Origin of the sequence: Pseudomonas sp. N040 (genome assembly GCF_015637705.1) — a bacterium.
In the GTDB taxonomy this organism is placed as follows: Bacteria; Pseudomonadota; Gammaproteobacteria; order Pseudomonadales; family Pseudomonadaceae; genus Aquipseudomonas.
Genome location: NZ_JADOBE010000001.1, coordinates 585019 through 605572, shown reverse-complemented (window position 1 = coordinate 605572; position 20554 = coordinate 585019). Strand labels below are relative to the sequence as shown.

At 63.5% G+C, this 20554-nt stretch carries 17 protein-coding genes; 5 read left to right on the top strand and 12 right to left on the bottom strand.

Annotated features, from left to right (window positions below; all coding sequences use genetic code 11):
* The first annotated feature begins 68 nt into the window (after nucleotides 1-68).
* From ISX93_RS02835 to ISX93_RS02815, 5 genes are all read left to right on the top strand, one after another.
* Nucleotides 69-989, top strand: a complete 921-nt coding sequence (locus ISX93_RS02835) for a LysR family transcriptional regulator (protein ID WP_195777164.1) — start codon at nucleotides 69-71, stop codon at nucleotides 987-989.
* A gap of 437 nt (nucleotides 990-1426) precedes the next feature.
* Nucleotides 1427-2548, top strand: coding sequence for a Re/Si-specific NAD(P)(+) transhydrogenase subunit alpha (locus tag ISX93_RS02830; protein WP_195777163.1), 1122 nt, complete (start codon nucleotides 1427-1429; stop codon nucleotides 2546-2548).
* A 14-nt stretch (nucleotides 2549-2562) separates the two neighbouring features.
* Nucleotides 2563-2877 (top strand): NAD(P) transhydrogenase subunit alpha, encoded by a 315-nt coding sequence (locus ISX93_RS02825; protein ID WP_195777162.1) that lies wholly within the window; start codon nucleotides 2563-2565, stop codon nucleotides 2875-2877.
* A 1-nt stretch (nucleotide 2878) separates the two neighbouring features.
* Nucleotides 2879-4327 (top strand): NAD(P)(+) transhydrogenase (Re/Si-specific) subunit beta, encoded by a 1449-nt coding sequence (locus ISX93_RS02820; RefSeq protein WP_195777161.1) that lies wholly within the window; start codon nucleotides 2879-2881, stop codon nucleotides 4325-4327.
* A 33-nt stretch (nucleotides 4328-4360) separates the two neighbouring features.
* Nucleotides 4361-5362 (top strand): sulfotransferase family protein, encoded by a 1002-nt coding sequence (locus ISX93_RS02815; RefSeq protein WP_195777160.1) that lies wholly within the window; start codon nucleotides 4361-4363, stop codon nucleotides 5360-5362.
* Here the strand turns inward: ISX93_RS02815 and ISX93_RS02810 are convergent.
* The 12 genes from ISX93_RS02810 to ISX93_RS02755 are packed head-to-tail and all read right to left on the bottom strand — an operon-like array spanning nucleotide 5341 to nucleotide 20549.
* A complete protein-coding gene (locus tag ISX93_RS02810) occupies nucleotides 5341-6480 on the bottom strand; it encodes a glycosyltransferase family 4 protein (protein ID WP_195777159.1) in 1140 nt (379 codons plus the stop codon). The genes ISX93_RS02815 and ISX93_RS02810 overlap by 22 nt on opposite strands.
* Complete coding sequence (locus tag ISX93_RS02805) at nucleotides 6480-7616, bottom strand: glycosyltransferase family 4 protein (protein WP_195777158.1); 1137 nt, start codon at nucleotides 7614-7616, stop codon at nucleotides 6480-6482. Before ISX93_RS02805 ends, ISX93_RS02810 begins: the two co-directional genes overlap by 1 nt.
* The gene (locus ISX93_RS02800; protein WP_229731981.1) at nucleotides 7600-8982 is read right to left on the bottom strand and encodes a glycosyltransferase family 4 protein; all 1383 of its coding nucleotides are present in this window, start codon (nucleotides 8980-8982) and stop codon (nucleotides 7600-7602) included. The genes ISX93_RS02805 and ISX93_RS02800 overlap by 17 nt, the downstream gene beginning before the upstream one ends.
* Complete coding sequence (locus ISX93_RS02795) at nucleotides 8979-10424, bottom strand: mannose-1-phosphate guanylyltransferase/mannose-6-phosphate isomerase (RefSeq protein WP_308705274.1); 1446 nt, start codon at nucleotides 10422-10424, stop codon at nucleotides 8979-8981. The genes ISX93_RS02800 and ISX93_RS02795 overlap by 4 nt, the downstream gene beginning before the upstream one ends.
* Nucleotides 10425-10428: 4 nt before the next feature.
* Nucleotides 10429-11400 carry a GDP-mannose 4,6-dehydratase gene (locus tag ISX93_RS02790; RefSeq protein WP_195777155.1) on the bottom strand — a complete coding sequence of 324 codons (972 nt, stop codon included), beginning with the start codon at nucleotides 11398-11400 and terminating at the stop codon, nucleotides 10429-10431.
* Nucleotides 11393-12322 (bottom strand): GDP-mannose 4,6-dehydratase, encoded by a 930-nt coding sequence (locus ISX93_RS02785; protein WP_195777154.1) that lies wholly within the window; start codon nucleotides 12320-12322, stop codon nucleotides 11393-11395. Before ISX93_RS02785 ends, ISX93_RS02790 begins: the two co-directional genes overlap by 8 nt.
* Nucleotides 12319-13995 (bottom strand): FkbM family methyltransferase, encoded by a 1677-nt coding sequence (locus ISX93_RS02780; RefSeq protein WP_195777153.1) that lies wholly within the window; start codon nucleotides 13993-13995, stop codon nucleotides 12319-12321. The genes ISX93_RS02785 and ISX93_RS02780 overlap by 4 nt, the downstream gene beginning before the upstream one ends.
* Nucleotides 13996-13999: 4 nt before the next feature.
* A complete protein-coding gene (locus ISX93_RS02775; protein WP_195777152.1) occupies nucleotides 14000-15337 on the bottom strand; it encodes an ABC transporter ATP-binding protein in 1338 nt (445 codons plus the stop codon).
* Nucleotides 15338-15352: 15 nt separating this feature from the next.
* Complete coding sequence (locus ISX93_RS02770) at nucleotides 15353-16156, bottom strand: ABC transporter permease (RefSeq protein ID WP_195777151.1); 804 nt, start codon at nucleotides 16154-16156, stop codon at nucleotides 15353-15355.
* Between the two features lie 47 nt (nucleotides 16157-16203).
* Nucleotides 16204-17370, bottom strand: a complete 1167-nt coding sequence (locus tag ISX93_RS02765) for a nucleotide sugar dehydrogenase (protein ID WP_195777150.1) — start codon at nucleotides 17368-17370, stop codon at nucleotides 16204-16206.
* Between the two features lie 2 nt (nucleotides 17371-17372).
* Nucleotides 17373-19049, bottom strand: coding sequence for a DUF6311 domain-containing protein (locus ISX93_RS02760; protein WP_195777149.1), 1677 nt, complete (start codon nucleotides 19047-19049; stop codon nucleotides 17373-17375).
* 18 nt (nucleotides 19050-19067) lie between these two features.
* Nucleotides 19068-20549, bottom strand: coding sequence for a hypothetical protein (locus ISX93_RS02755; protein ID WP_195777148.1), 1482 nt, complete (start codon nucleotides 20547-20549; stop codon nucleotides 19068-19070).
* Nucleotides 20550-20554 lie beyond the last annotated feature (5 nt).

Below are 20554 nucleotides of genomic sequence, written 5' to 3'. Positions count from 1 at the left end.
CCCACCCTACGCCCACCCTACGGTCACAGCCCTGCATACCTAACGAGCCATTTCCCAGGAAGCCCGGCATGCGCCGCAAGATCCCCAGTACCAGCGCCCTGATCAGCTTCGAGGCAGCCGCCCGCCACGCCAGCTTCACCAAGGCCGCCGATGAGCTGGCGCTGACCCAGAGCGCCATCTGCCGGCAGGTTGCCGGGCTGGAAGCCTTCCTCGGCGTCGAGCTGTTTCGTCGCTCGCGGCGCGGCGTCAAGCTCACCGAAGCCGGGCTGGCCTACGCCCGGAGGGTGGCGGCGCAGCTGGACGCGGTCGAACGCGACACCCTGGCGGTGATGAGCCAGCAGGGCGCGCAGAACATCGAACTGGCAGTCGGCCCGTCCTTCGGCACCCAGTGGCTGTTGCCGCGCCTGGCCGAACTGCAGCGCCAGCAGCCGCAGATCACCGTCAACCTGTCCAGCCGCACCCGGCCATTCCTGTTTGCCGACACCAGCTTCGATGCCGCTATCCACTTTGGCGATGGCGAATGGTCGGGCACCGAAGCGCACTTCCTGATGCGCGAGAACGCGCAGCCGGTGTGCAGCCCGGCACTGCTGGCTGGCCGCGCGCAACTGAGTGCCGCCGAACTGGCGCAGTTGCCGCTACTGCAACAAAGCACCCGCCCCTACGCCTGGCGTCAATGGTTCGGCCATCAGGGCCTGAACATCGCCCAGGACCTCAGCGGGCCGCGCTACGAACTGTTCTCCATGCTCGCCCAGGCCGCCAGCCACGGCATGGGCGTGGCACTGATTCCGCCTTTCCTGATCGAGCGCGAACTGGCTGACGGCCGCCTGGCCGTCGCCAACGGACAGAGCGTGCCCGGCGAGCACGGCTACTACCTGATTGTTCCCGAGCGCAAAGTCGAATCGGCGGCCCTGCGCGTGTTTCGTGACTGGCTGCTGCAGGCAGCCCTTGCCTACCAGCGCGAAAACGCCACGCCGGCCACGCCGCGCTAGGCGTGCGCCGATGTAGCGCGACTGTGGCAGCGCTACCGGTCATTTTCCGCTAGATTCAGCTCAAGCCGCACCGGCAAAGGCCTCGGGCAATATTTTGCACGCCTTGTTCGATACATTACACACAACGGTAAAACCGACGAACGGTCATAGGCCTGGCACCTCCATTTTTCCACCAAGAAGCTTGCCAGCAGCGCGCCGGAGCCAGCCAGGACAAGGCTGGCAGGCAGTATAAATGGCAGGCATGAACCCATAACTTGTAGTTATGGATTTTCAATACTCCATAACTTCTTGAACGCCTCGCCGTTCAGTTGCAGAATGCCGTCCCCGCCGGCCTAACACCCCTGTGCCGCGCGGATCTTTGTGCTGATCAGCCATCCCGGACTGCCAACGTAGCGGCCCGGTTCCACCTAGAACGATCACACGCAGGAGATTACCCAGTGCATATTGGTGTTCCACTCGAAACCCATGCCGGTGAGACGCGGGTAGCCGCCACCCCGGAAACCATCAAGAAGCTGATTGCCCAGGGCCATCAGGTCACCGTGCAGAGCGGTGCCGGCGTTAATGCCAGCCTGCCGGACCACGTCTATGAAGTGGTCGGTGCCGCTATCGGCAATGCGGCTGCGGCACTTGGTGCTGATCTGGTGCTGAAAGTACTGGCTCCCAGCGAAGCCGAACTGGCGCACATGAAAGCCGGCGCGGTGCTGGTCGGCATGCTCAACCCGTTCGACAACGAGAGCATTGCGCGCATGGCCGCTCGCGGGATTATCGCCTTCGCCCTCGAAGCCGCGCCGCGCACCTCGCGCGCGCAGAGCCTCGACGTGCTCTCCTCGCAAGCCAACATTGCCGGCTACAAGGCCGTGCTGCTGGGCGCCCATCACTACCCGCGCTTCATGCCGATGCTGATGACCGCCGCCGGTACGGTGAAGGCCGCCCGCGTACTGATTCTCGGTGCCGGTGTCGCCGGCCTGCAGGCCATCGCCACGGCCAAGCGCCTGGGTGCGGTGATCGAAGCGTCCGATGTGCGTCCTGCGGTCAAGGAGCAGATCGAATCGCTTGGCGCCAAGTTTGTCGACGTGCCGTTCGAGACCGATGAGGAGCGCGAGTGCGCCGAGGGCGTGGGCGGTTATGCCCGGCCGATGCCGGCCTCGTGGATGCAGCGTCAGGCCGGTGCCGTGCACGAACGCGCCAAGCAGGCTGACATCGTCATCACCACCGCGCTGATTCCGGGCCGCAAGGCGCCGACCCTGCTGCACGCCGCCACCGTGGAAGAAATGAAGCCCGGCTCGGTGATCATCGACCTCGCGGCCGCTCAGGGTGGCAACTGCCCGCTGACCGAAGCCGATCAGGTAGTGGTCAAGCACGGCGTGACCATCGTCGGTCACACCAACCTGGCCGCACTGGTGCCGGCAGACGCTTCGGCGCTGTACGCCCGCAACCTGCTGGACTTCCTCAAGCTGGTCATCGACGGCGAAGGCAAGTTCCACCTCAATCTGGAAGACGACATCGTCGCCGCGTGCCTGATGTGCCGCGACGGCCAGGTCGTGCGGACCAACGGCTAACAAGGAGTAGAGACATGGAACTGATTTCCCCCAGCATCTACAACCTGATCATCTTCGTTCTGGCGATCTACGTGGGCTACCACGTGGTATGGAACGTGACTCCCGCGCTGCACACGCCACTGATGGCCGTGACCAACGCGATTTCCGCGATCGTCATCGTCGGCGCCATGCTGGCGGCGGCCCTGACCGTCACCCCGCTGGGCAAGACCATGGGCACGCTGGCCGTGGCACTGGCCGCGGTCAACGTGTTCGGTGGCTTCCTGGTTACCCGGCGCATGCTGGAAATGTTCAAGAAAAAGGCCCCCAAGGCTCCGGCGGAGAAGCATTGAGATGAGCATGAATCTGATAACCCTGCTCTACCTGATCGCTTCGATCTGCTTCATTCAGGCACTCAAGGGCCTGTCGCACCCGACCACGTCGCGCAAGGGCAACCTGTTCGGCATGATCGGCATGGGCATTGCCGTGGTCACCACGGTGTTCCTGGTGTTCAAGCTCGGCGCGGAAATGGCCGAGGGCGGCGCTGCCAAGGGCCTCGGCTTTGTGCTGGTCGGCCTGCTGGTCGGCGGTACCGCCGGCTCGATCATGGCCAAGCGCGTGGAAATGACCAAGATGCCGGAGCTGGTCGCCTTCATGCACAGCATGATCGGCCTGGCCGCGGTATTCATCGCCATTGCTGCCGTCGTGGAGCCACAGTCGCTGGGCATCGTCGCCCACCTGGGTGACGCCATTCCTGCCGGCAACCGCCTGGAACTGTTCCTCGGCGCAGCCATCGGTGCGATCACCTTCTCCGGTTCGGTAATCGCCTTCGGCAAGCTGTCGGGCAAGTACAAGTTCCGCCTGTTCCAGGGTGCACCGGTGCAGTTCAAGGGCCAGCACCTGATCAACCTGGTGATCGGCCTGACCGTGCTCGGCCTGGGTCTGGTGTTCATGTTCAGCGGCAATCTGACGGCCTTCACCGTGATGCTGGCGCTGGCTTTCGTGATTGGCGTGCTGATCATCATCCCGATCGGCGGCGCCGACATGCCGGTAGTCGTGTCGATGCTCAACAGCTACTCGGGCTGGGCGGCGGCCGGTATCGGCTTCTCGCTGAACAACTCGATGCTGATCATCGCCGGTTCGCTGGTGGGTTCGTCGGGCGCCATCCTCTCGTACATCATGTGCAAGGCGATGAACCGTTCGTTCTTCAACGTGATCCTCGGCGGTTTCGGCGGCGCAACTGAAGCAGCCGGCCCGGCTGGTGCCCAGGAAGCCCGTCCGGTTAAGTCCGGCTCGTCCGACGACGCTGCCTTCCTGCTGACCAACGCCGACACCGTGATCATCGTGCCGGGCTACGGTCTGGCCGTGGCCCGTGCCCAGCACGCGCTGATGGAACTGGCGGAGAAGCTGACCCACCGTGGCGTGACCGTGAAGTACGCGATCCACCCGGTTGCCGGCCGTATGCCGGGCCACATGAACGTCCTGCTGGCCGAGGCCGAAGTGCCTTACGAGCAGGTGTTCGAGATGGACGACATCAACTCCGAATTCGGCCAGGCCGACGTGGTGCTGGTGCTCGGCGCCAACGACGTGGTCAACCCGGCGGCGAAGAACGACCCGAAGTCGCCGATCGCCGGCATGCCGATCCTCGAGGCCTACAAGGCCAAGACCGTGATCGTCAACAAGCGCTCGATGGCCAGCGGCTACGCCGGCCTGGACAACGAACTGTTCTACCTGGACAAGACCATGATGGTGTTTGGCGACGCCAAGAAGGTCATCGAGGACATGGTCAAAGCGGTCGAATAAGCCCGTCGCGCGCCTGTCAATGCCAGCCGGAGAGTGATCTCCGGCTGGCATTTTCTTTTTCTGGCATGGCAAAATCCTAAGCATCAGCATCTGCGGCCCCGTGCCGCCTGCGCAGCTTCCGCCCGAGCCTGCGCCACGCCACGCCACGCCACGCCACGCCACGCCACGAGGAGTCATGGTCAGATGAAAATGGACTTCATGGTTCCCGGCATCAGCAAGTGCGGAACCACCACACTGTGCTATCTGCTGGGGGAACATCCGCAGATTTTCGTACCTGCATTCAAAGAGCCGCATCATTTCATCCGGGCCGACCTCGAGAGCGACGCGGAGGCCTATCGTGCCCTGTTCGCAGCGGCGACTCCGGAGCAGCTCTGCGGCGAAGGCTCGCAAATGTACGCGACCCCGCAATTCGAAGAGCTGGTCAGCACGCGCCTGCAGCAGAACAACCCGCAGATGAAGCTGATTTTCTGTGTGCGCAACCCGCTTAAACGGATCGAGTCGAGCTATCGGGAATTTCACCACAGCGGTGCCAAATATGCCGTAAATGCCCCGTTTGGCATCAGCCAGGCCATCGCAGGACTTCCCGCCCTGCTGCAGGACTCGCACTATTGGCAGCGCCTGCAGCCTTTCCGCCAGCGCTTTGGCGACGGGCAGATTCTTGTGGTGTTCCTCGAGGACCTACAGCGGGATGCCCAGCACGAACTGGCCCGCTGTTACCGCTTTCTCGGTGTCGATGCGACGTTTCAAAACCCGTCAGCCGGAACCCGGCTCAACTCACAGGAAGAAAAGCGCTACGACACCCGCCTGTTGCGCTTCCTGCGCACCAACCCGCACACCGGCTTCAAGCTGGCGAAAATACCCTTGCCCATGCAGGAGCGTTTCTTTACCGCGGTGGGGATGCGCCCACGCTTCCGCGGGGCGCTGGACTGGGAGCCGGGCTCCCGCGAGTACGTCGTGCAAACCTTGCGCGACGATATCCAGCGCCTCCTCGCCTACTGCAACAAAGCGGCTGACTACTGGCCGGAATTTGCCTGAGCCAGGTGCTGCGCCCGTACCTCTCGGTAGAGTTCGGCCATCTGCCGGCCCATGCGCTCGGCGGTAAACAGCTGCTGATAGCGCTGCAGCGCCAGACGGCCCATTTGCCCGGCCAGCTCGGGCGCCTCCCACAGTTGGCGCATGGCTGCAGCAAAGGCCTGCGGATCGCTGGGCGGCACGACCAATCCAGTTTCACCCTGAATATTGATGTAACTGGTGCCGGTGCCTATCTCGCTGGAAATCATCGGTTTGCCGAACATCGCACCTTCCAGCAGGGAGATGCCGAAAGCCTCGGAACGCAAGTGCGACGGAAACACAATGGCCGTACAGAGTTTCAGCAAGGCTACCTTGTCTTCATCCCCCAGGCGGCCGAGAAAATGCACATTGTCCGCGCCAAGGCGCGCCGCCTGGCTCCTCAGCTCGTCCTCCAGCGGGCCGGCGCCGACTATCACCACCGGGTAACCGGTTAACCGCGCGGCTTCCAGCAGAATATGCAGCCCCTTGTAATAACGCATCACCCCGACGAACAGAAAGAAGCGCCGGCCAAAACGCTGCTCCCAAGCAGAGATACACTGGCTGCCTGGCTCCACATAGCTGTTGCGGTCCAGCCCGTACGGTATTACCACCGTCTTGTCGCGGTAGCGCTGCAACACGCTGCTGGTTTCCAGGTAATTGGGAGAAGCTGCAACGATGCGGTCGGCGGCGCCAAGGAAGCGGTGCATGAGCGGACTGTACAGCCGCAGCAACAGCTGCTGGCGAATGATGTCCGAGTGATAGGTGACCACCACCGGCTTGTCGATGCGTGCCAGAAAGTGCAGCAGGTCCATGAACGGCCAGGGGAAGTGGTAATGGATCAGGTCGGCCTGCTCCGCCAGTTCGCGGAACTGGCGGAGCAGGCTCCAGGAAAACCCGGTAGAGGCCAGCTGGAGATCAAGCCTGGCGCGATGCACCAGGTGATCCGCCACCTGCACATCCGCCGGCTGCGGATCCACGCTCAGGGTCAATACCTCGCTGTGGATGCCGAAAGGCAATGTGCTCTGACAGAGTTGGAAAATCACCTGCTCGATGCCGCCCATGGTTTCCGGCAGGTAGGTCTTGAAGAAATGCAGAACGCGCATCAGGGTTGCAGCACCTCGCGGTATGTGTCGGCAGTGATGCGCGCGCAATTCGCCCAGCTGAACTGCCGCGCACGCTCCAGGCCAGCGCTGCAGCGTGCCTGCCAGTCATCCTGATCCTCGAGCAGCTGGCGCATGGCCATGGCGCAGCCTGATGCATCCTCCGGTTCGATGTACAGCCCGGCATCGCCGGCCACTTCCGGCAGCGCTGCGCGCCTGCTCAGCACCACCGGTGTGCCACTGGCCATGGCTTCCAGCACCGGCAGGCCGAAGCCCTCGTAGAGTGACGGAAACAGCAGCAGGCGGGCACCCGCGAGCAGTTCCGCCAGGGTCTCATCGGCTTGGTAGCCAAGCACACGCAGCTGGCCACTGGCCAAGCCGCGCTGCAGGCTGGCTTCAAGCTGGGCGCCGTGCCAACCGGGCATGCCGGCAATCAGCAGGGGATAGCGCTGGCGCAGCGCGGCCGGCAGTGCCAGGTATCCATCGATGGCCAGCTGCAGGTTCTTGCGCGGCTCCAGCGTGCCGACACACAGCAGGTATTGGCGCGCCTGCAGCCCATGCAGCCGCAGGACCTCGGTGAGCTGCTCGGCGCTGCGCGGATGGAAATGTCGCGCCACACCGAGCGGCGCCACGACCAGCTTTTCTGCCGCGATACCGTAGTATCGCCTGGCCTCGCCAGCGATAAAGTGCGAATCGACCAGTACCCTGGCAGCGCGCTGCAGGCCGCCATGCACGCGTCGCTCGATCTCGCGCAGGCGATCCGCCGGCTGGGTCTGCGGATAATGCACATGGGTCAGATCATGCAGGGTCATGACCATCGGGCCGTCGAACTCAAACGGCCACAGGCTGGGCGCGTGGTAGAGCTGCGGCCGCAGGCGACCGACACCGGCGCTGAAGCGCTGCTGCTCGATCGCCCGGCGCAGCGCATAGGCCCGGGGTATCAGGCGCTTGGCCAGGCTGCTCAGCCGCGAATAACCGGGCACGGGCGCCGCCGGCAGCTCGCGGTGCCAACCCCAGCCAGTGAACAGCTCAAGCTGCAGATCGTCCCGCGCCTGCAGCGCCCGGGCCAGCTCGGCCACATACTGACCGATGCCGGTGCGCGGCGCGCGCAGGATACCCGCGTCAAATGCTATGTGCATCGACGGGCGCTGTCGGTGCATCTGCCTGATGGAGCCCACGCAGGGTTCCTTCGACCAGTTGAACGGCGGCCTCGCGCCAGCCGATCCACTGCCAGTGTGCGAGCGACCGGGGTGCGGGAAACTGCCCCGACGACTCGAAACCGGCAATCTGCCCGGCCAGGTTGGCAGGATCGGCCAGGTCGAAATAACTGATGAAGTCTCCACCAATCTCGCGAAACACCGGGATGTCGCTGGCGAACGCCGGCAGGCCGCGTTGCATGGCCTCGACCAGCGGCAGGCCGAAACCCTCGACATAGGACGGGAATACCAGCGCCCGTGCCTGCGCATAGGCGTACTCCAGGCTGGTGTCGTTGGCATCGTTGATCATGAACAGGCGCCGGTTCAGCTCCGGGTGGCGGCGGATACGCGCGATCAGCTCCTCGCACTTCCAGCCAATGCGCCCGATGATGCACAGACGCACCGAGCTGTCCTGCGCCCACAGCAGCTCAAAAGTATCCAGCAGATAGGCGTGATTCTTGCGCGGCTCGATGGTGCCGACCATCAGGTAGGTCGACGCCCCGCTGCGGAACAACTCACGGAGTGCCGCACTGGCCAGCCCACCGGGCCTGACCCGATCCAGTTCGGAACCAAGGTGGAAATGACCGTGCCAGCGCCTGGCCGCCTCCTCGGGACCCAACCGACGCTCGATCTCGGCCGCAACCTGGTCGCTGATGGTCTTCGAGATGGCCATGAAGCCGTCCGCGGTGCGGGCAATCCAGTCGAACCACTTGTCGAAGACCACCACCAGCCCGGCGTCGCAGAACTGCGGGTGGGTCAGAGGAATCAGGTCGTAGATCACCGAAACCAGGCCGACACCCTGACTCCTCAGCTTCTCGGCGATGGGGAAGAAGTCCGCATGCCAGGAAGAGTCCAGCAACACCAGTTGATCGCCCGCCCGTGCTTCCATGGGTACGGCCCGGTCAGGCGCCGGCTTGCCGCTCCGGTTCAGCCAAAGTACGGCACGCAGCGGCAGGGTGATGCTCAGGCTGCCCAGCTTGGCCAGTACGTACAACACACGCCGCAAGAAACGCGAACGGCCAAACGGCCACAACCGCTCAAGCCTTGAGTGCCAGAAGAAATAGCGGTTGCGCAGATGATCCAGGGTGACAATCAGGTAATGCAGCAAGGTCGCGTTATGGCCCACCTTGAGCGGTGCCAGGCTGTTGACCCGGTAAAGCGAGCCGGCACGCATCATCACCGGAATGCACTCGACCGGACTGTCGATCCGGTCAAGCTGGTTGACGATGTTGCGTACCACCCGCTGGATGCCCGAATTGACCTCGGGGTGCTCGTACACGTAGGTGCATTCGATCAGCAGGCGCATCAACGGGGAACTCTTCCGTACTGGTCATCGAAACGCACGATATCGTCCTCGCCAAGGTACTCGCCGCTCTGCACTTCGATCATCACCAGATCGAGCACTCCGGGGTTTTCCAGGCGGTGCCGGTGACCGGCAGGGATGAAGGTGGACTCGTTGGTATCGACCAGGAGTTCCGTTTCCCCATTGATCACCTTGGCCACACCCTGCACGACAATCCAGTGTTCGCTGCGGTGGTGGTGCAGCTGCAGGGACAATGCGGCCCCCGGCTTGACCACGATGCGCTTGATCTTGAACCGGGGCCCCTCTTCCAGCACCGTGTAGGTGCCCCAGGGGCGCGCCACCGTACGATGCAGGCGGTAGGCATCGTGATTCTGCTGCTTCAGCCGCCGGGCCACCTGACGCACTTCCTGCACCCGGTCAGCCCGCGCGACCAGCACGGCATCGGCGGTATCCACCACGATCAGGTCATCCACGCCGACCGTCGCCACCAGCCGCCCCTCGCTCATGACAAAGGTATTGCGCGTGTCAACCAGGATGGCGTCACCCTGTACACGGTTGTTCTCCTCGTCGGCCGCCACCAGTTGCGACAGTGCGCCCCAGGAACCGATATCGCTCCAGTCAAAGGCCGCCGGTACTACCGCTACCTGGCTTGAGCGTTCCATCAGGGCATAGTCGATGGAAATGTCCGGCAGTTCGGCGAAACTCGGGGCGAACAACTCCTGCAGCAGGACTCCGGCACTTTCCTGCGCCGGGCTGGCGGCAATGCACTGCGCCGAGAGCGCAGCGATTTCCGGGGCATGCTCACCCAGCTCGCGCAGCAGGGTCCCGGCGGTGAAACAGAACATGCCGGAGTTCCACAGGAACCGGCCGCTCTCTAGGTACTCGCGCGCGGTCGGCAGGTCTGGCTTCTCGACGAAGCGTGCCACCCGGCAGCCGCCCGCCTCGTCCAGCTGCTCGCCGGACTCGATGTAGCCGAAGCCGGTTTCCGGAGCACTCGGGCGAATCCCGAAGGTCACCAGATAACCCTTGCGCGCCAGCTGCGCGGCGTGCAGGGCGGCCCGGCGAAAGCCCTCGACGTCCTGGATCAGGTGATCCGCCGCCATCACCACCAGCACCACCTCCTCGCCATGCCGCTCGGCCAGTGCCTGCGTCGCGACCGCGATGGCCGGGGCGGTGTTGCGGCCTTCCGGTTCAAGCAGGAAGCGCGCCTGGTGACGCCCGAGGCGGCTCTCGAAAAAGTGGTCCTTGCTGGTGAAATAGTGCTCGCGGTTGGTCACCGTGACGATCTCGCCGCCCTCCGGCGTCAGCGCGGCGGCACGTGCATAGGCCTTGCCCAGCAGCGACTCGCCATCGGGCAGACGCATGAAAGGCTTGGGATGGCCCTCGCGGGACACCGGCCAGAGTCGGGTACCTGCCCCGCCGGACATGATTACGGGAATGATGAGCACTGGCTTACTCCCGGCCGACACGGTACAGGTCGGCATCCACCATCATGCCTATCAGTTGCTCCAGGCTGGTCCCGGGCGCCCAGCCAAGCTGGCGGCCGGCCTTGTCCGGATTACCCAGCAGCACGTCGACCTCGGCCGGACGGAAGAACTGCGGATCGATCAGCACATGGTCTTCATAGTTCAGGCCGACACGCGCGAAAGCCAGCTGGCACATGTCGCGCACCGTGGTGGTGACGCCAGTGGCGATCACGTAGTCGTCCGCCACGGGCTGCTGCAACATCAGCCACATGGCCTCGACATAGTCACCGGCAAACCCCCAGTCGCGCTTGGCGTCAATATTGCCCAGGCGCAACTCGCGCTGCTTGCCGAGCTTGATGCGCGCCACCGCGTCGGTCACCTTGCGCGTCACGAACTCGATGCCGCGCAGCGGCGACTCATGGTTGAACAGGATGCCGCTTGATGCGTGCAGGTTGAAGCTTTCGCGGTAGTTCACAGTGATCCAGTGGCCATACAGCTTGGCCACGCCATACGGGCTGCGCGGATAGAACGGTGTGTTCTCGTCCTGGCGCTCGGCCTGGATCAGGCCGAACATTTCGCTGGTCGAGGCTTGGTAGAAACGCGCTTCCGGAGAAAACTGACGAATCGCCTCGAGCAGGTGGGTCACTCCCAGGCCGTCGACGATGCCGGTGGTGACCGGCTGATCCCACGAGCTGCCGACGAAACTCTGTGCCCCCAGATTGTAGACTTCCTGCGGCCCGGCCTTGATCACGGCGCGCTGGATTGAACAGGCGTCAGCCAGGTCACCGTCCAGATAGCGGATCTCAGCCTCGATGCCCAGCTCGCGCAGACGCCAGCGCGTGTCGCTGCTGCGCCGGGCAACCAGGCCATGCACCTCATAACCCTTCTCCAGCAGCAGCTTGGCGAGATAGGCGCCGTCCTGGCCGGTGACACCCGTAATCAGTGCAGACTTAGACATGTTCAGTTTCTCTTGCTTCCCAGTCGGAGAGCACCCTCCGCAGGGTTTCCGTTATAGACAATGCCGGCTCCCAGCCACCGGCTTCGCGCAGTTTATCCGCACAGCCGACCACTCGCCGCTGTTCGGCGCGGCGCAGCCGCGCCGCGTCCTGTACCAGCTCGACGCGGACCCCGGCCAGCTCGGCCATCTGCAGAATCAGATCCCTTACCCGCCGCTCCTGTCCGGAGCAGACGTTGTAGACCGCGCCATTCTGCCCGTGTTCCAGTAGCGAGAAATAGGCCCCGATCACATCGCCAACGTCGAGGAAGTCGCGGCTAACGTCAACATCGCCAACCTCCAGGCAGGGCGCCTGCAGGCCGCGACGCACCCGCACCAGCTGACGCGCCATGCTCGGAATCACGAATCCTTCCGCCTGGCCGGCGCCGATATGGTTGAACGGCCGCGCGATAATGATCCGCCAGGGCTCGACATAACTCCACTGCTGGCACAACAGCTCCGCGGCCACTTTGCTCACCGCATAGGGATTGCGCGGGCGCGGCGGCAGCGTCTCGCGGATCGGCAGATCGTCCTCCGCCACCTGGCCGTAGACATCGCCCGAGCTGACAAACAGGAAGGTACCGGTAAAGCCGGCCGCCTTGAGTGCCTGCAGAAGATTCAGTGTCCCCAGCAGATTGACACTGAAGGTGTGCTGCGGATCGCGGAACGACTCCGGCACGAAGGTCTGTCCGGCCAGGTGGATTACCGCATCGGGCACACCCAGCGCCAGCCAGGCGTCCAGCGAAGCCCGCTCAAGCAGGTCATGCGGCTGCGCCGGCAGCAATCGCCAGCCCGGCCGCGCCGCCAGCGCCGCGCGCAGATGCCCGCCGACAAAGCCGCCGAGGCCGGTGACCAGCAGGGTTCTCGCAGAGCCTTGCTCAATCATCCGGGCTGCCCTCCGCTCTCGCCTTGCATCAGGTCACGAACACGCTCGATCATTGCGGACTCGCGGGGAATGCACAGCAGATTGATGAATCCCCAGGAGCGTGGGGACAGATCCTCGTTCAGGCGACGCTGTAGCCGCTCCTCGGTGAGCAACACCAGCACCGGGTTATTTTCGGCCACCTCAAAGGTCAAATAACCCAGCTCATCCAGCTGCCGCCAGAAGGTCGCCGGATCGTCCCCTGAACGGGTCAGACCGAACGGCCAGAACTCCAGTATCCACGTCGGCCGCCAACCCTGTGCCAGCAGGCCGGCCGCACCACGGAAAATGCGCGCCTCGGAGCCCTGGGTGTCCGACTTGACCAGGTCGGGCAGAGGGCCCTCGCACCCGTCGAAAAAGCTATCGAGTGTGGTTACCGGCACCAGGCAGCAGTCTCGTGCCTCCTCGTCAAGGAACAGCCGGTGATCGCCAAGGTTGGTAGCCGATTGATACAGGGACAACTCGCCCTCACGGTCGCTGACAGCCGCCTGATGAATCTCGATGCACGCCCGGTGATCGCCGGTGGCGGCGTTGACCCGAAGCAGCCGCGCATTCACGGCATCCGGTTCGAAGGCAATAACTCGTCCGTTTTCGCCGAGGTAGCGGACTGCCAGCAGGCTGTACCAGCCAATATTGGCGCCCAGGTCAAGCACCTGGCTGGAAGCCGCACACAAGCGACTGAACACCCTGGATTCGAAGGGCTCCCAGATACCGCTCCTGGCCAGATCGCCGGAGATGAATTCATCCTGGGCCTGATGAATGGCAAACCTCGATGGCGGCAGCTCCGGCGGTTGCACGGTGACCATGCGGAATGACGAAGTCGCCTGCCGCAGGCGCTGCGCCAGCCACTTGAGGCTCGCCGGATGCCCATGACGCGCGCCTGCCAGCCAGTAGCGCGGCGGCTGATAGAGCGCTTCGACCGGGTAACGGGTAAAGCCGGCAATCAGGTCGTCACGCACGAAAAAGGCGTTCGCGCCGCTGAGGCTGCAGGCCACCAGACAATAGCCCAGCGCCTGTAGTGCTTCGACCCAGGACTGTAACGAAGCGCCGAAGTAATCGTCATAGGCCCAGCCATGTGCATCGTCATAAGCCATCACCTGACGCGTTGGCGGGGGAAACTTGGCGTTGTACTCCACGCACACCAGCTTGGGGGTCAACGAGCGGACGAAATCTGGCAGCACGTGCAGATCGTTGCCATCGATATCCAGCGACAGAAGATCGACCGACGCCACCTGGAGAAAGACCGTCATGCGCCTTGCCAGCGCCGGCGCGATCGCCAGCGATACGCGCTGGTGCAGCACCAGCAGGTCGTCAAACGCCAGCCCGCCCAAGGCCAGGTCGACAGCGTTGATGGCCGCTTCGTCGGCATCGACCCAGATGCCGCGATAGCCATCCAGCAGCAACTGGTGGGTGTTGTTCTGCTGGCCATCTCCACAGCCGATCTCGACGAAACTGTTCGACAACTCGACCATCCGGGCAATCCTCCCCAGACAGTCACGGATAATCCCGTCCTCGTCACATTGCGCGTAGGACGCCCAACCCATCAATGCCGGGCTGTCCGGAGTCAGCCTGGCCAACTGCCGGCGCAATTCGTCCAGCGTCAGAGAGATCGAACAGGTATCGCTGTTATGGGTCATGCCATCAATCCAGGGAGTACGCGGAAACCGAACAGGGGGCATGCACCACTCCCCAGACATTCTGACCATCGTCCGGGTAGCCGATGGCAAAGCGTGCGCCACCCACGCAGTAGTCCACCACGCCATCCACCAGCAATTGTCCCGAGTTCACCGGATTCTCGGTAAATGTGCCGACTCCGGCGATCAGGCCGTATTCGCCCGGGCACAGCGGGCAGTCGAAGGTGAATTCCATGACGCGCAAGGCGTGCGAGCCGTCCTGCGGGATGAACTGGCCTTCGCTGGCCGCATTGAAATGCATCAGCTGGCGGCCGCTGCTGTCGGTAATTCCGAGGGTCACCGACAGCTCGCCGACGACCTCCTGCCGGGCCTGGTAGAACACCCTCACGCAAACCCGGCTGGCAAAGGGCACGCGGTCGGTCTCGGCACCCTGCTCGTCGAGCAGCACGATGTCCTGTATGCGCACCTCGCCGCTACCGGTGCGCAACGGTTCGACCCGCTCGGCGAAGGCCTGATGCCGCAGCGGCCGGGCGGCTTCGGTGGCAACCGGCGCACGGCTGGTCGACGGAACTTTCTGCAATCCGGCGTTGGCCATGCGGCGGAACACCTCGGCCTGATAGGCCGCCCCGACCTCGCGGGAACTGCCCAGCAGCCGTACTTTGCCGGTGTCCAGCCACAGGCCGTGGTCGCACAGCGAGCGGATGCCGTCGGCCGAATGGGTGACGTAGAGAAACGTGGTGCCGCCGTCGAGCAGCGCCTTGATCTTGTGCAGGCACTTGTTCTGGAAGTAGGCATCGCCAACGCTCAGGGCCTCGTCGACGATCAGGATTTCCGGCTTTACATAGACCGCGCAGGAGAAACCAAGGCGTACCGCCATGCCACTGCTGTAAGTCTTCACCGGATGCTCGACGGCATCATTCAGCTCGCTGAAGCGGATGATCTCCGGCATCGCCTGCTCGATCTCATCTGCCTGCATTCCATGCAGCATGCAGAACTGACGGATGTTCTCGCGGCCCGGCAACTGCGGATTGAATCCGGCGCCCAGTTCCAGCAGCGCCGAGATACGCCCGCGCACACTGACACTGCCGCCGCTGGGAGTCAGCACGCCGCAGAGAATCTTGAGCAGGGTGCTCTTGCCGCTGCCGTTTGCGCCGACAATGCCCAGCCGGCTGCCCGGCGCCAGGCTGAACGATACGCCATCCAGGGCGCGCGTCTCGCGAAAGTACTGCTGCCGCCCGGGCGAGAGCAGCTCGCGCAGGCGATGGCTGGGTCGTGCATAGCTGCGATAGACCTTGGACACCTCGCAAACCTCGATGATGGTGTCTGCCACTGGGGTACGGGTCATGGGCGCGGATCCGGATCAGAGTACATCGGCGAAGCCGGACTTCAACCGGCGGAACAGGGCAAAGCCGGCCACCAGCAGCGTGATGCCCAGCGCCAGCAGGACTGCCAGCGCCGGCCAGTCGACCGGCGCAGTGGCGAACACCGCATGACGGGAAATTTCGGTCAGGTAGTAGAACGGGTTGCAATCCATGATCAGCCGGCGCAGCCAGAGCGCGCCGTGCTCCTCGACCAGGGTTGCCGGGTAGAGAATGGGCGTCAGCCAGAACAGGATGTTCAGCACCACCGGCACGATCTGCGTCAGGTCGGGGATGTACACCGACAGTGCCGAGACTGCATAGGCGATACCCAGGGTAATCAGCACGCAGGCCAGCCAGGCCAGCAGGTAGACCGCTGCCATGTCGCCCAGGGTGAGGCCGTTGTAGGCCATCAGCCCGCCGGCCAGCAGCAGGATGATCACCTGGCTCAGCAGCGCCGACGCCAGCGGCACCAGCGGCAGCACCCAGAACGGGAAAGCGATCTTGCTCACCAGATAACGGTACTCGCGCAGGATGCCGGTACTGCGGCCGACCACCTCGGAGAACAGGCTCCACAGCGAGAACGGCAGGAAGTAGAACAGCGCGAACGGAATGTCGCCGTAGCGCGCGCCCATGCGGCCGCTCATCAGGGTGGAGAACACCACCACGTTAATGATCGCGTACAGCAGCGGCACACCGATGGTCCAGAACACCCCTGCGTAGGAGCCCGCATAGCGGTTGAGCAGATCACGCTTGGCCAGCATCCATGCCAGCGACAGACTGTTGATGATTCCCGACTTGCGCATATGGCCTCGTCTACTGGAACTGCCACAGCGGCAATTCGGGATGCTGGTTAATTATCGCCAAAGATGTCCCGCGTATACACCTTGCCGGCGACATCGCTCAGCTCGTCGGACATCCGGTTGCTGATGATGACATCGCACAGCCGCTTGAAGGCGCCCAGGTCTTGCATGACTGGCGAATGGAAGAATTCGGCGTGTTCCAGCGCAGGCTCGTAGATGACCAGCTCCACCCCGCGCGCCTTGAGCCGCTTCATCACGCCCTGGATGCTCGATGCGCGGAAATTGTCCGAGCCCGTCTTCATGATCAGGCGGAAGATGCCGACCACCGTCGGGTTGCGCCGCAGTATATCCTCGGCGATGACATCCTTGCGCGTGCGGTTCGAGTCGACAATGGCGCGGATCAGGTTCTGCGGCACGTCACGGTAGTTCGCCAGCAGCTGCCTGGTGTCTTTCGGCAGGCAGTAGCCACCGTAGCCGAACGACGGATTGTTGTAGTGATTGCCGATACGCGGGTCGTGCCCGATGCCCTCGATGATCTGTCGGCTGTCCAGGCCATGACTCAGCGCATAGCTATCCAGCTCGTTGAAAAAGGACACGCGCATGGCAAGGTAGGTATTGGCAAACAGCTTGATCGCCTCGGCCTCGGTCGAGTCGGTCAGCAGGACCGGGACATTGTCGCCCAGGGCCGCCGCGCGCAGCATTCCGGCGAAGCACTCCGCCCGTTCCGAGCGCTCGCCGACGACGATCCGCGACGGATACAGGTTGTCGTGCAGGGCCCGGCCTTCGCGCAGGAACTCGGGGGAAAAGATCAGATTGTCACAGCCCAGCTGCCGGCGCATGCGAACCGTGAAGCCGACCGGCACGGTCGACTTGATGACGATCACCGCCGCCGGCTCGATGGCCAGCACCTGGGCGATCACTGCCTCCACCGTGTGCGTGTCGAACTGATCCGTCTGCGGATCATAGTCGGTTGGCGTGGCGACGATCACATAGTCGGCGCCGGCAAACGCATCAAGCGGATCGAGTGTGGCCCGCAGGTTCAGCGGACGATGACGCAGGTAGTCTTCCAGTTCCGCATCGCTCACCGGCGACTCGCACCGATTGAGCTGCGCCACCCGTTCCGGGGAAACGTCCAGCGCCACCACCTCATGCCGCTGCGCCAGCAGCACGCCGTTGGATAGGCCCACGTAGCCCAGTCCAACTACTGCAATCTTCATGATTAGGGCTGTTCCTTCCTAGGCAGACAAAGCAGCGTCCGGTCTTCGATGGGCAGGGGCGTGCAGTCAAACCTTCCATCCACCTGCGCTGCATGGGCGGCATGATACTGTTTCGACAGAACATACAGCGCGCCCGCATCAACGTTGTTCAGAGCACCGTCATTGTCACAGTGGTAGCGTCTTTGCTTGGGCAATGTCCTGGCCGCATAAAAGCTGTTTGTCGGGATATGCTGCGTCGCAGCCACAACGCCAAATATTTCGTAACCACGGCCGCCGCCTGGTGACCGCTCTGACCCGCACTGCCAAGGCGGCAGGACGATAAGCGCTGAGCGTCCGGACAGTTCCTTTACCAGCACCTCCGGAGCCTGCAGTACCGTGACCTGGGCACCCGCTTGGCGAATCAGCCAGGCAATACCGTGAACATCGAAGATCTGCAGGAACGCGCATGCCGACAGTATCGACAGCGCCTTCCAAGCGGTAAAACGAAAGCAGATGATCGCCGCAGAAATGGCCACCAGCCAGAACGCTCCGAGCCAGAACAACCGGCCACTGGCGCGAAAGCGCGAAAGCAGGTCGTTCGTCCAAGCAGGAACGGGCAGCTGCAGCGTCTCCACTGACAGAGTGACAGTGGTCGACAGGGCCAACAGATACGCCAGCAGAACGATGAGCACTGCGCCAGCGAACGGCATCGGGGGCCGCTGCGAGTCGCTACGGCGATTCAGCGCCCAAGCTACTGCGCAAAGCACCAGCAGACCCAGCCCGAGGTAATTGAAGCCTTCGAATCCCTGCCCACCCGTCGCATCATCAACGTCCAGTTTGAATACCCGGGCAAATCCATTGGAATCGAACGGGCCCAGGATGTTCATCGAATACAGCCCGTAGCCGCCCTCCGCCACCGAGGCGCCGCCGAGAAAGCCAAAAACATAAAGCCCAAGCGCACCCGCCGCACCCAGCCCGAAAACCCTCTTTACGCTACCCCGCCAGGCTGAACGGCCGCGATGAATAAAGGAAAATCCGGCTAGACTGATGCCAACCATCAGAGCCAAATAGGGGTTGAACCCACAGGCCAGAAAAAGCACCACAGCATTCAGACGCAGCCATTGCGTTCCGCGATAGTCGCGGCTGCGCAGTGCAGCCCAGATGCTCAGAGCCAGCAACCATTGCGACGACAATGCCGTGTGTTGCCCGAGCATCCTGTACATCGTGCAAGGCAGCGTCAGGAACAGCAGCGCAACGAAAACTTTGGTCAGCTCGTCCGCCAGTGGGCTGCGGTCACCCCGCCAGCGTAAAATCTCCTGCGCGACCAGATAGCCGAAGAGTCCCTGCAACAGAAAGCAGGCCAGAAAGTACAGCCCGAAATACTGCGTCTGATCCGGAACGAACTGAGCAAGCGGCTTCAGCAGTACCAGCAGCAGAGGCATCGGATCGAACAACGCAATGCTCATGGGCAGCGGATAGCTGTTGCGTGTCGTGCTCAACCACCCGGTGTCGGGGTCGGACACATACTGAACCCAGGCGATGCGCACCTGCGCCAGATCGCCGGACAACCAGCCCAGACTGTTAATGTCCAGCCGTGCCGTTCCCAGCACATACCATCCCCATAGTGCCGCCCCCAGCAGGACCGTCGCGATTCCCGCGAAAGCCAGCCAGGCACTGGCCCGTATTTCCCTATTGATCATCATGCTCCCCCGACAACCTCAGTTCGCCGCAACCGCACAATCCGCGCCGGGATTGTCCGTCACCGGCACCAGTCGCAACAACACCGCCAGCGTTTGCTCGGTCGGCATTTGAACGCAACTCAGCGGGCCAAAGAATCCATCGACCTGACGTACACATTGATTCGCCGTCTCATTCAGGCACAGCACGGAGAACCCCCCGGTGGCCTCAATCTCCCGGGTGATATGAGCGCGCGCCGCCTCACGATTGGCATCGCCGCGGTAGGCCAGGCCAAAAGCCGGGCTACCCAGCATCAGGTCGCGCCAGACCGCCGGCCATACCAGCCAGTAGTCCCCCGAGTACAGCCTCTGCGGCTGCGGCGCCAAATGCTGGACCTTCTGCAGCAGGCTGAAGCTGGTCACCGCTTGTGGCGGCTGCCAGACCTTGATCAGGCCCAGCAGCGCCACCAGCGCGGTTGCCACCCAGCTCGCACGCCGGGGTAAGGCCCGCAGGGCCGCCACCGCGCGAAAGGCCAGCAGCAGGCAAAGGGCGAAGACCAGATAGATGAAATAACGCCAGTTGTAATCGTTCAGCGCCACCCAGCGATTGGCGCAGAACAACAGCAGCCAGAACACCCCGAAAGCCGTGGCGGTGATTAGCACAACCCGCTCGACACCAGGCTCGGGGCGCGCGCGGGCACTCCGGATGGCCGGCAGCAACAGCAGGGTCAGCAGCAGCGCATATGGCGCATCCACTAGCCGCAGCAGCGTCGGTATCACCGTCGAAAGCCCCTCCGGGAGCAGGCACCAGGAAAAACCCGCGTAAGAAGTACTGGCCTCCAGGCGCGAAAGCAGCATCCAGAACACGAACGCCAGACCGGCGAAGCCCAGCAAGACGACATCCAGAAAACCGACGGCGCGCCGGTAGAGAACCCGGGCCGCGACGGCGAACCCCAGAGGAAGCACCGCTGCCGGGTTCACCCCCAGCGCCAGAAGCAGCAGCACACCGATCAGCAGACTGCGCAGACGCCCGAGGCGAGTCACGCTCCAGGCCAGCCACAGCGCCAGCGCAACCAGCAGGGCCGACAACGAGTACTCGATGTGCCCGATGGCGATTTCCGCCACCGCAACCGGCCGCAACAGCAGCAGCACCGACGACGACAGGACAATGAACGCCTGCACGCCAATGGATGCATCCGCCCGCAGACTGCGGACGGCCCAGGCGACCATCACCTGCATCAGCAGATAAAGCGCCGTCACCGGCACGAAAATCACGAACCACAGGTTGCGCACCGGATCGGCAACCACCGATGCGAGCAAGGGCAGCACGTTCAGCAGCCGGTTCTGTCCCCAGTAGAACAGCGTCACGCGCTGCAGCGACATGACGCTGTTGAGCAGCATGTCCGCATTCAGGTGCTCCGGCGCAAAGGCCGTCGCCGTGAGCGCAACGATCAGGCACAACCAGATCAGGGCCAGCAGTCTCAGCCAGCGAGCCCGCTTCACCTGTTGCGGGTCGGACTGCACCGCAG

Coding starts and splice junctions, on each gene's coding strand:
- ISX93_RS02835 (WP_195777164.1), top strand. CDS start 69: ATGCGCCGCAAGATCCCCAGTACCAGCGCCCTGATCAGCTTCGAGGCA.
- ISX93_RS02825 (WP_195777162.1), top strand. CDS start 2,563: ATGGAACTGATTTCCCCCAGCATCTACAACCTGATCATCTTCGTTCTG.
- ISX93_RS02820 (WP_195777161.1), top strand. CDS start 2,879: ATGAGCATGAATCTGATAACCCTGCTCTACCTGATCGCTTCGATCTGC.
- ISX93_RS02810 (WP_195777159.1), bottom strand. CDS start 6,480: ATGCGCGTTCTGCATTTCTTCAAGACCTACCTGCCGGAAACCATGGGC.
- ISX93_RS02805 (WP_195777158.1), bottom strand. CDS start 7,616: ATGCACATAGCATTTGACGCGGGTATCCTGCGCGCGCCGCGCACCGGC.
- ISX93_RS02790 (WP_195777155.1), bottom strand. CDS start 11,400: ATGTCTAAGTCTGCACTGATTACGGGTGTCACCGGCCAGGACGGCGCC.
- ISX93_RS02785 (WP_195777154.1), bottom strand. CDS start 12,322: ATGATTGAGCAAGGCTCTGCGAGAACCCTGCTGGTCACCGGCCTCGGC.
- ISX93_RS02780 (WP_195777153.1), bottom strand. CDS start 13,995: ATGACCCATAACAGCGATACCTGTTCGATCTCTCTGACGCTGGACGAA.
- ISX93_RS02775 (WP_195777152.1), bottom strand. CDS start 15,337: ATGACCCGTACCCCAGTGGCAGACACCATCATCGAGGTTTGCGAGGTG.
- ISX93_RS02770 (WP_195777151.1), bottom strand. CDS start 16,156: ATGCGCAAGTCGGGAATCATCAACAGTCTGTCGCTGGCATGGATGCTG.
- ISX93_RS02765 (WP_195777150.1), bottom strand. CDS start 17,370: ATGAAGATTGCAGTAGTTGGACTGGGCTACGTGGGCCTATCCAACGGC.
- ISX93_RS02760 (WP_195777149.1), bottom strand. CDS start 19,049: ATGATCAATAGGGAAATACGGGCCAGTGCCTGGCTGGCTTTCGCGGGA.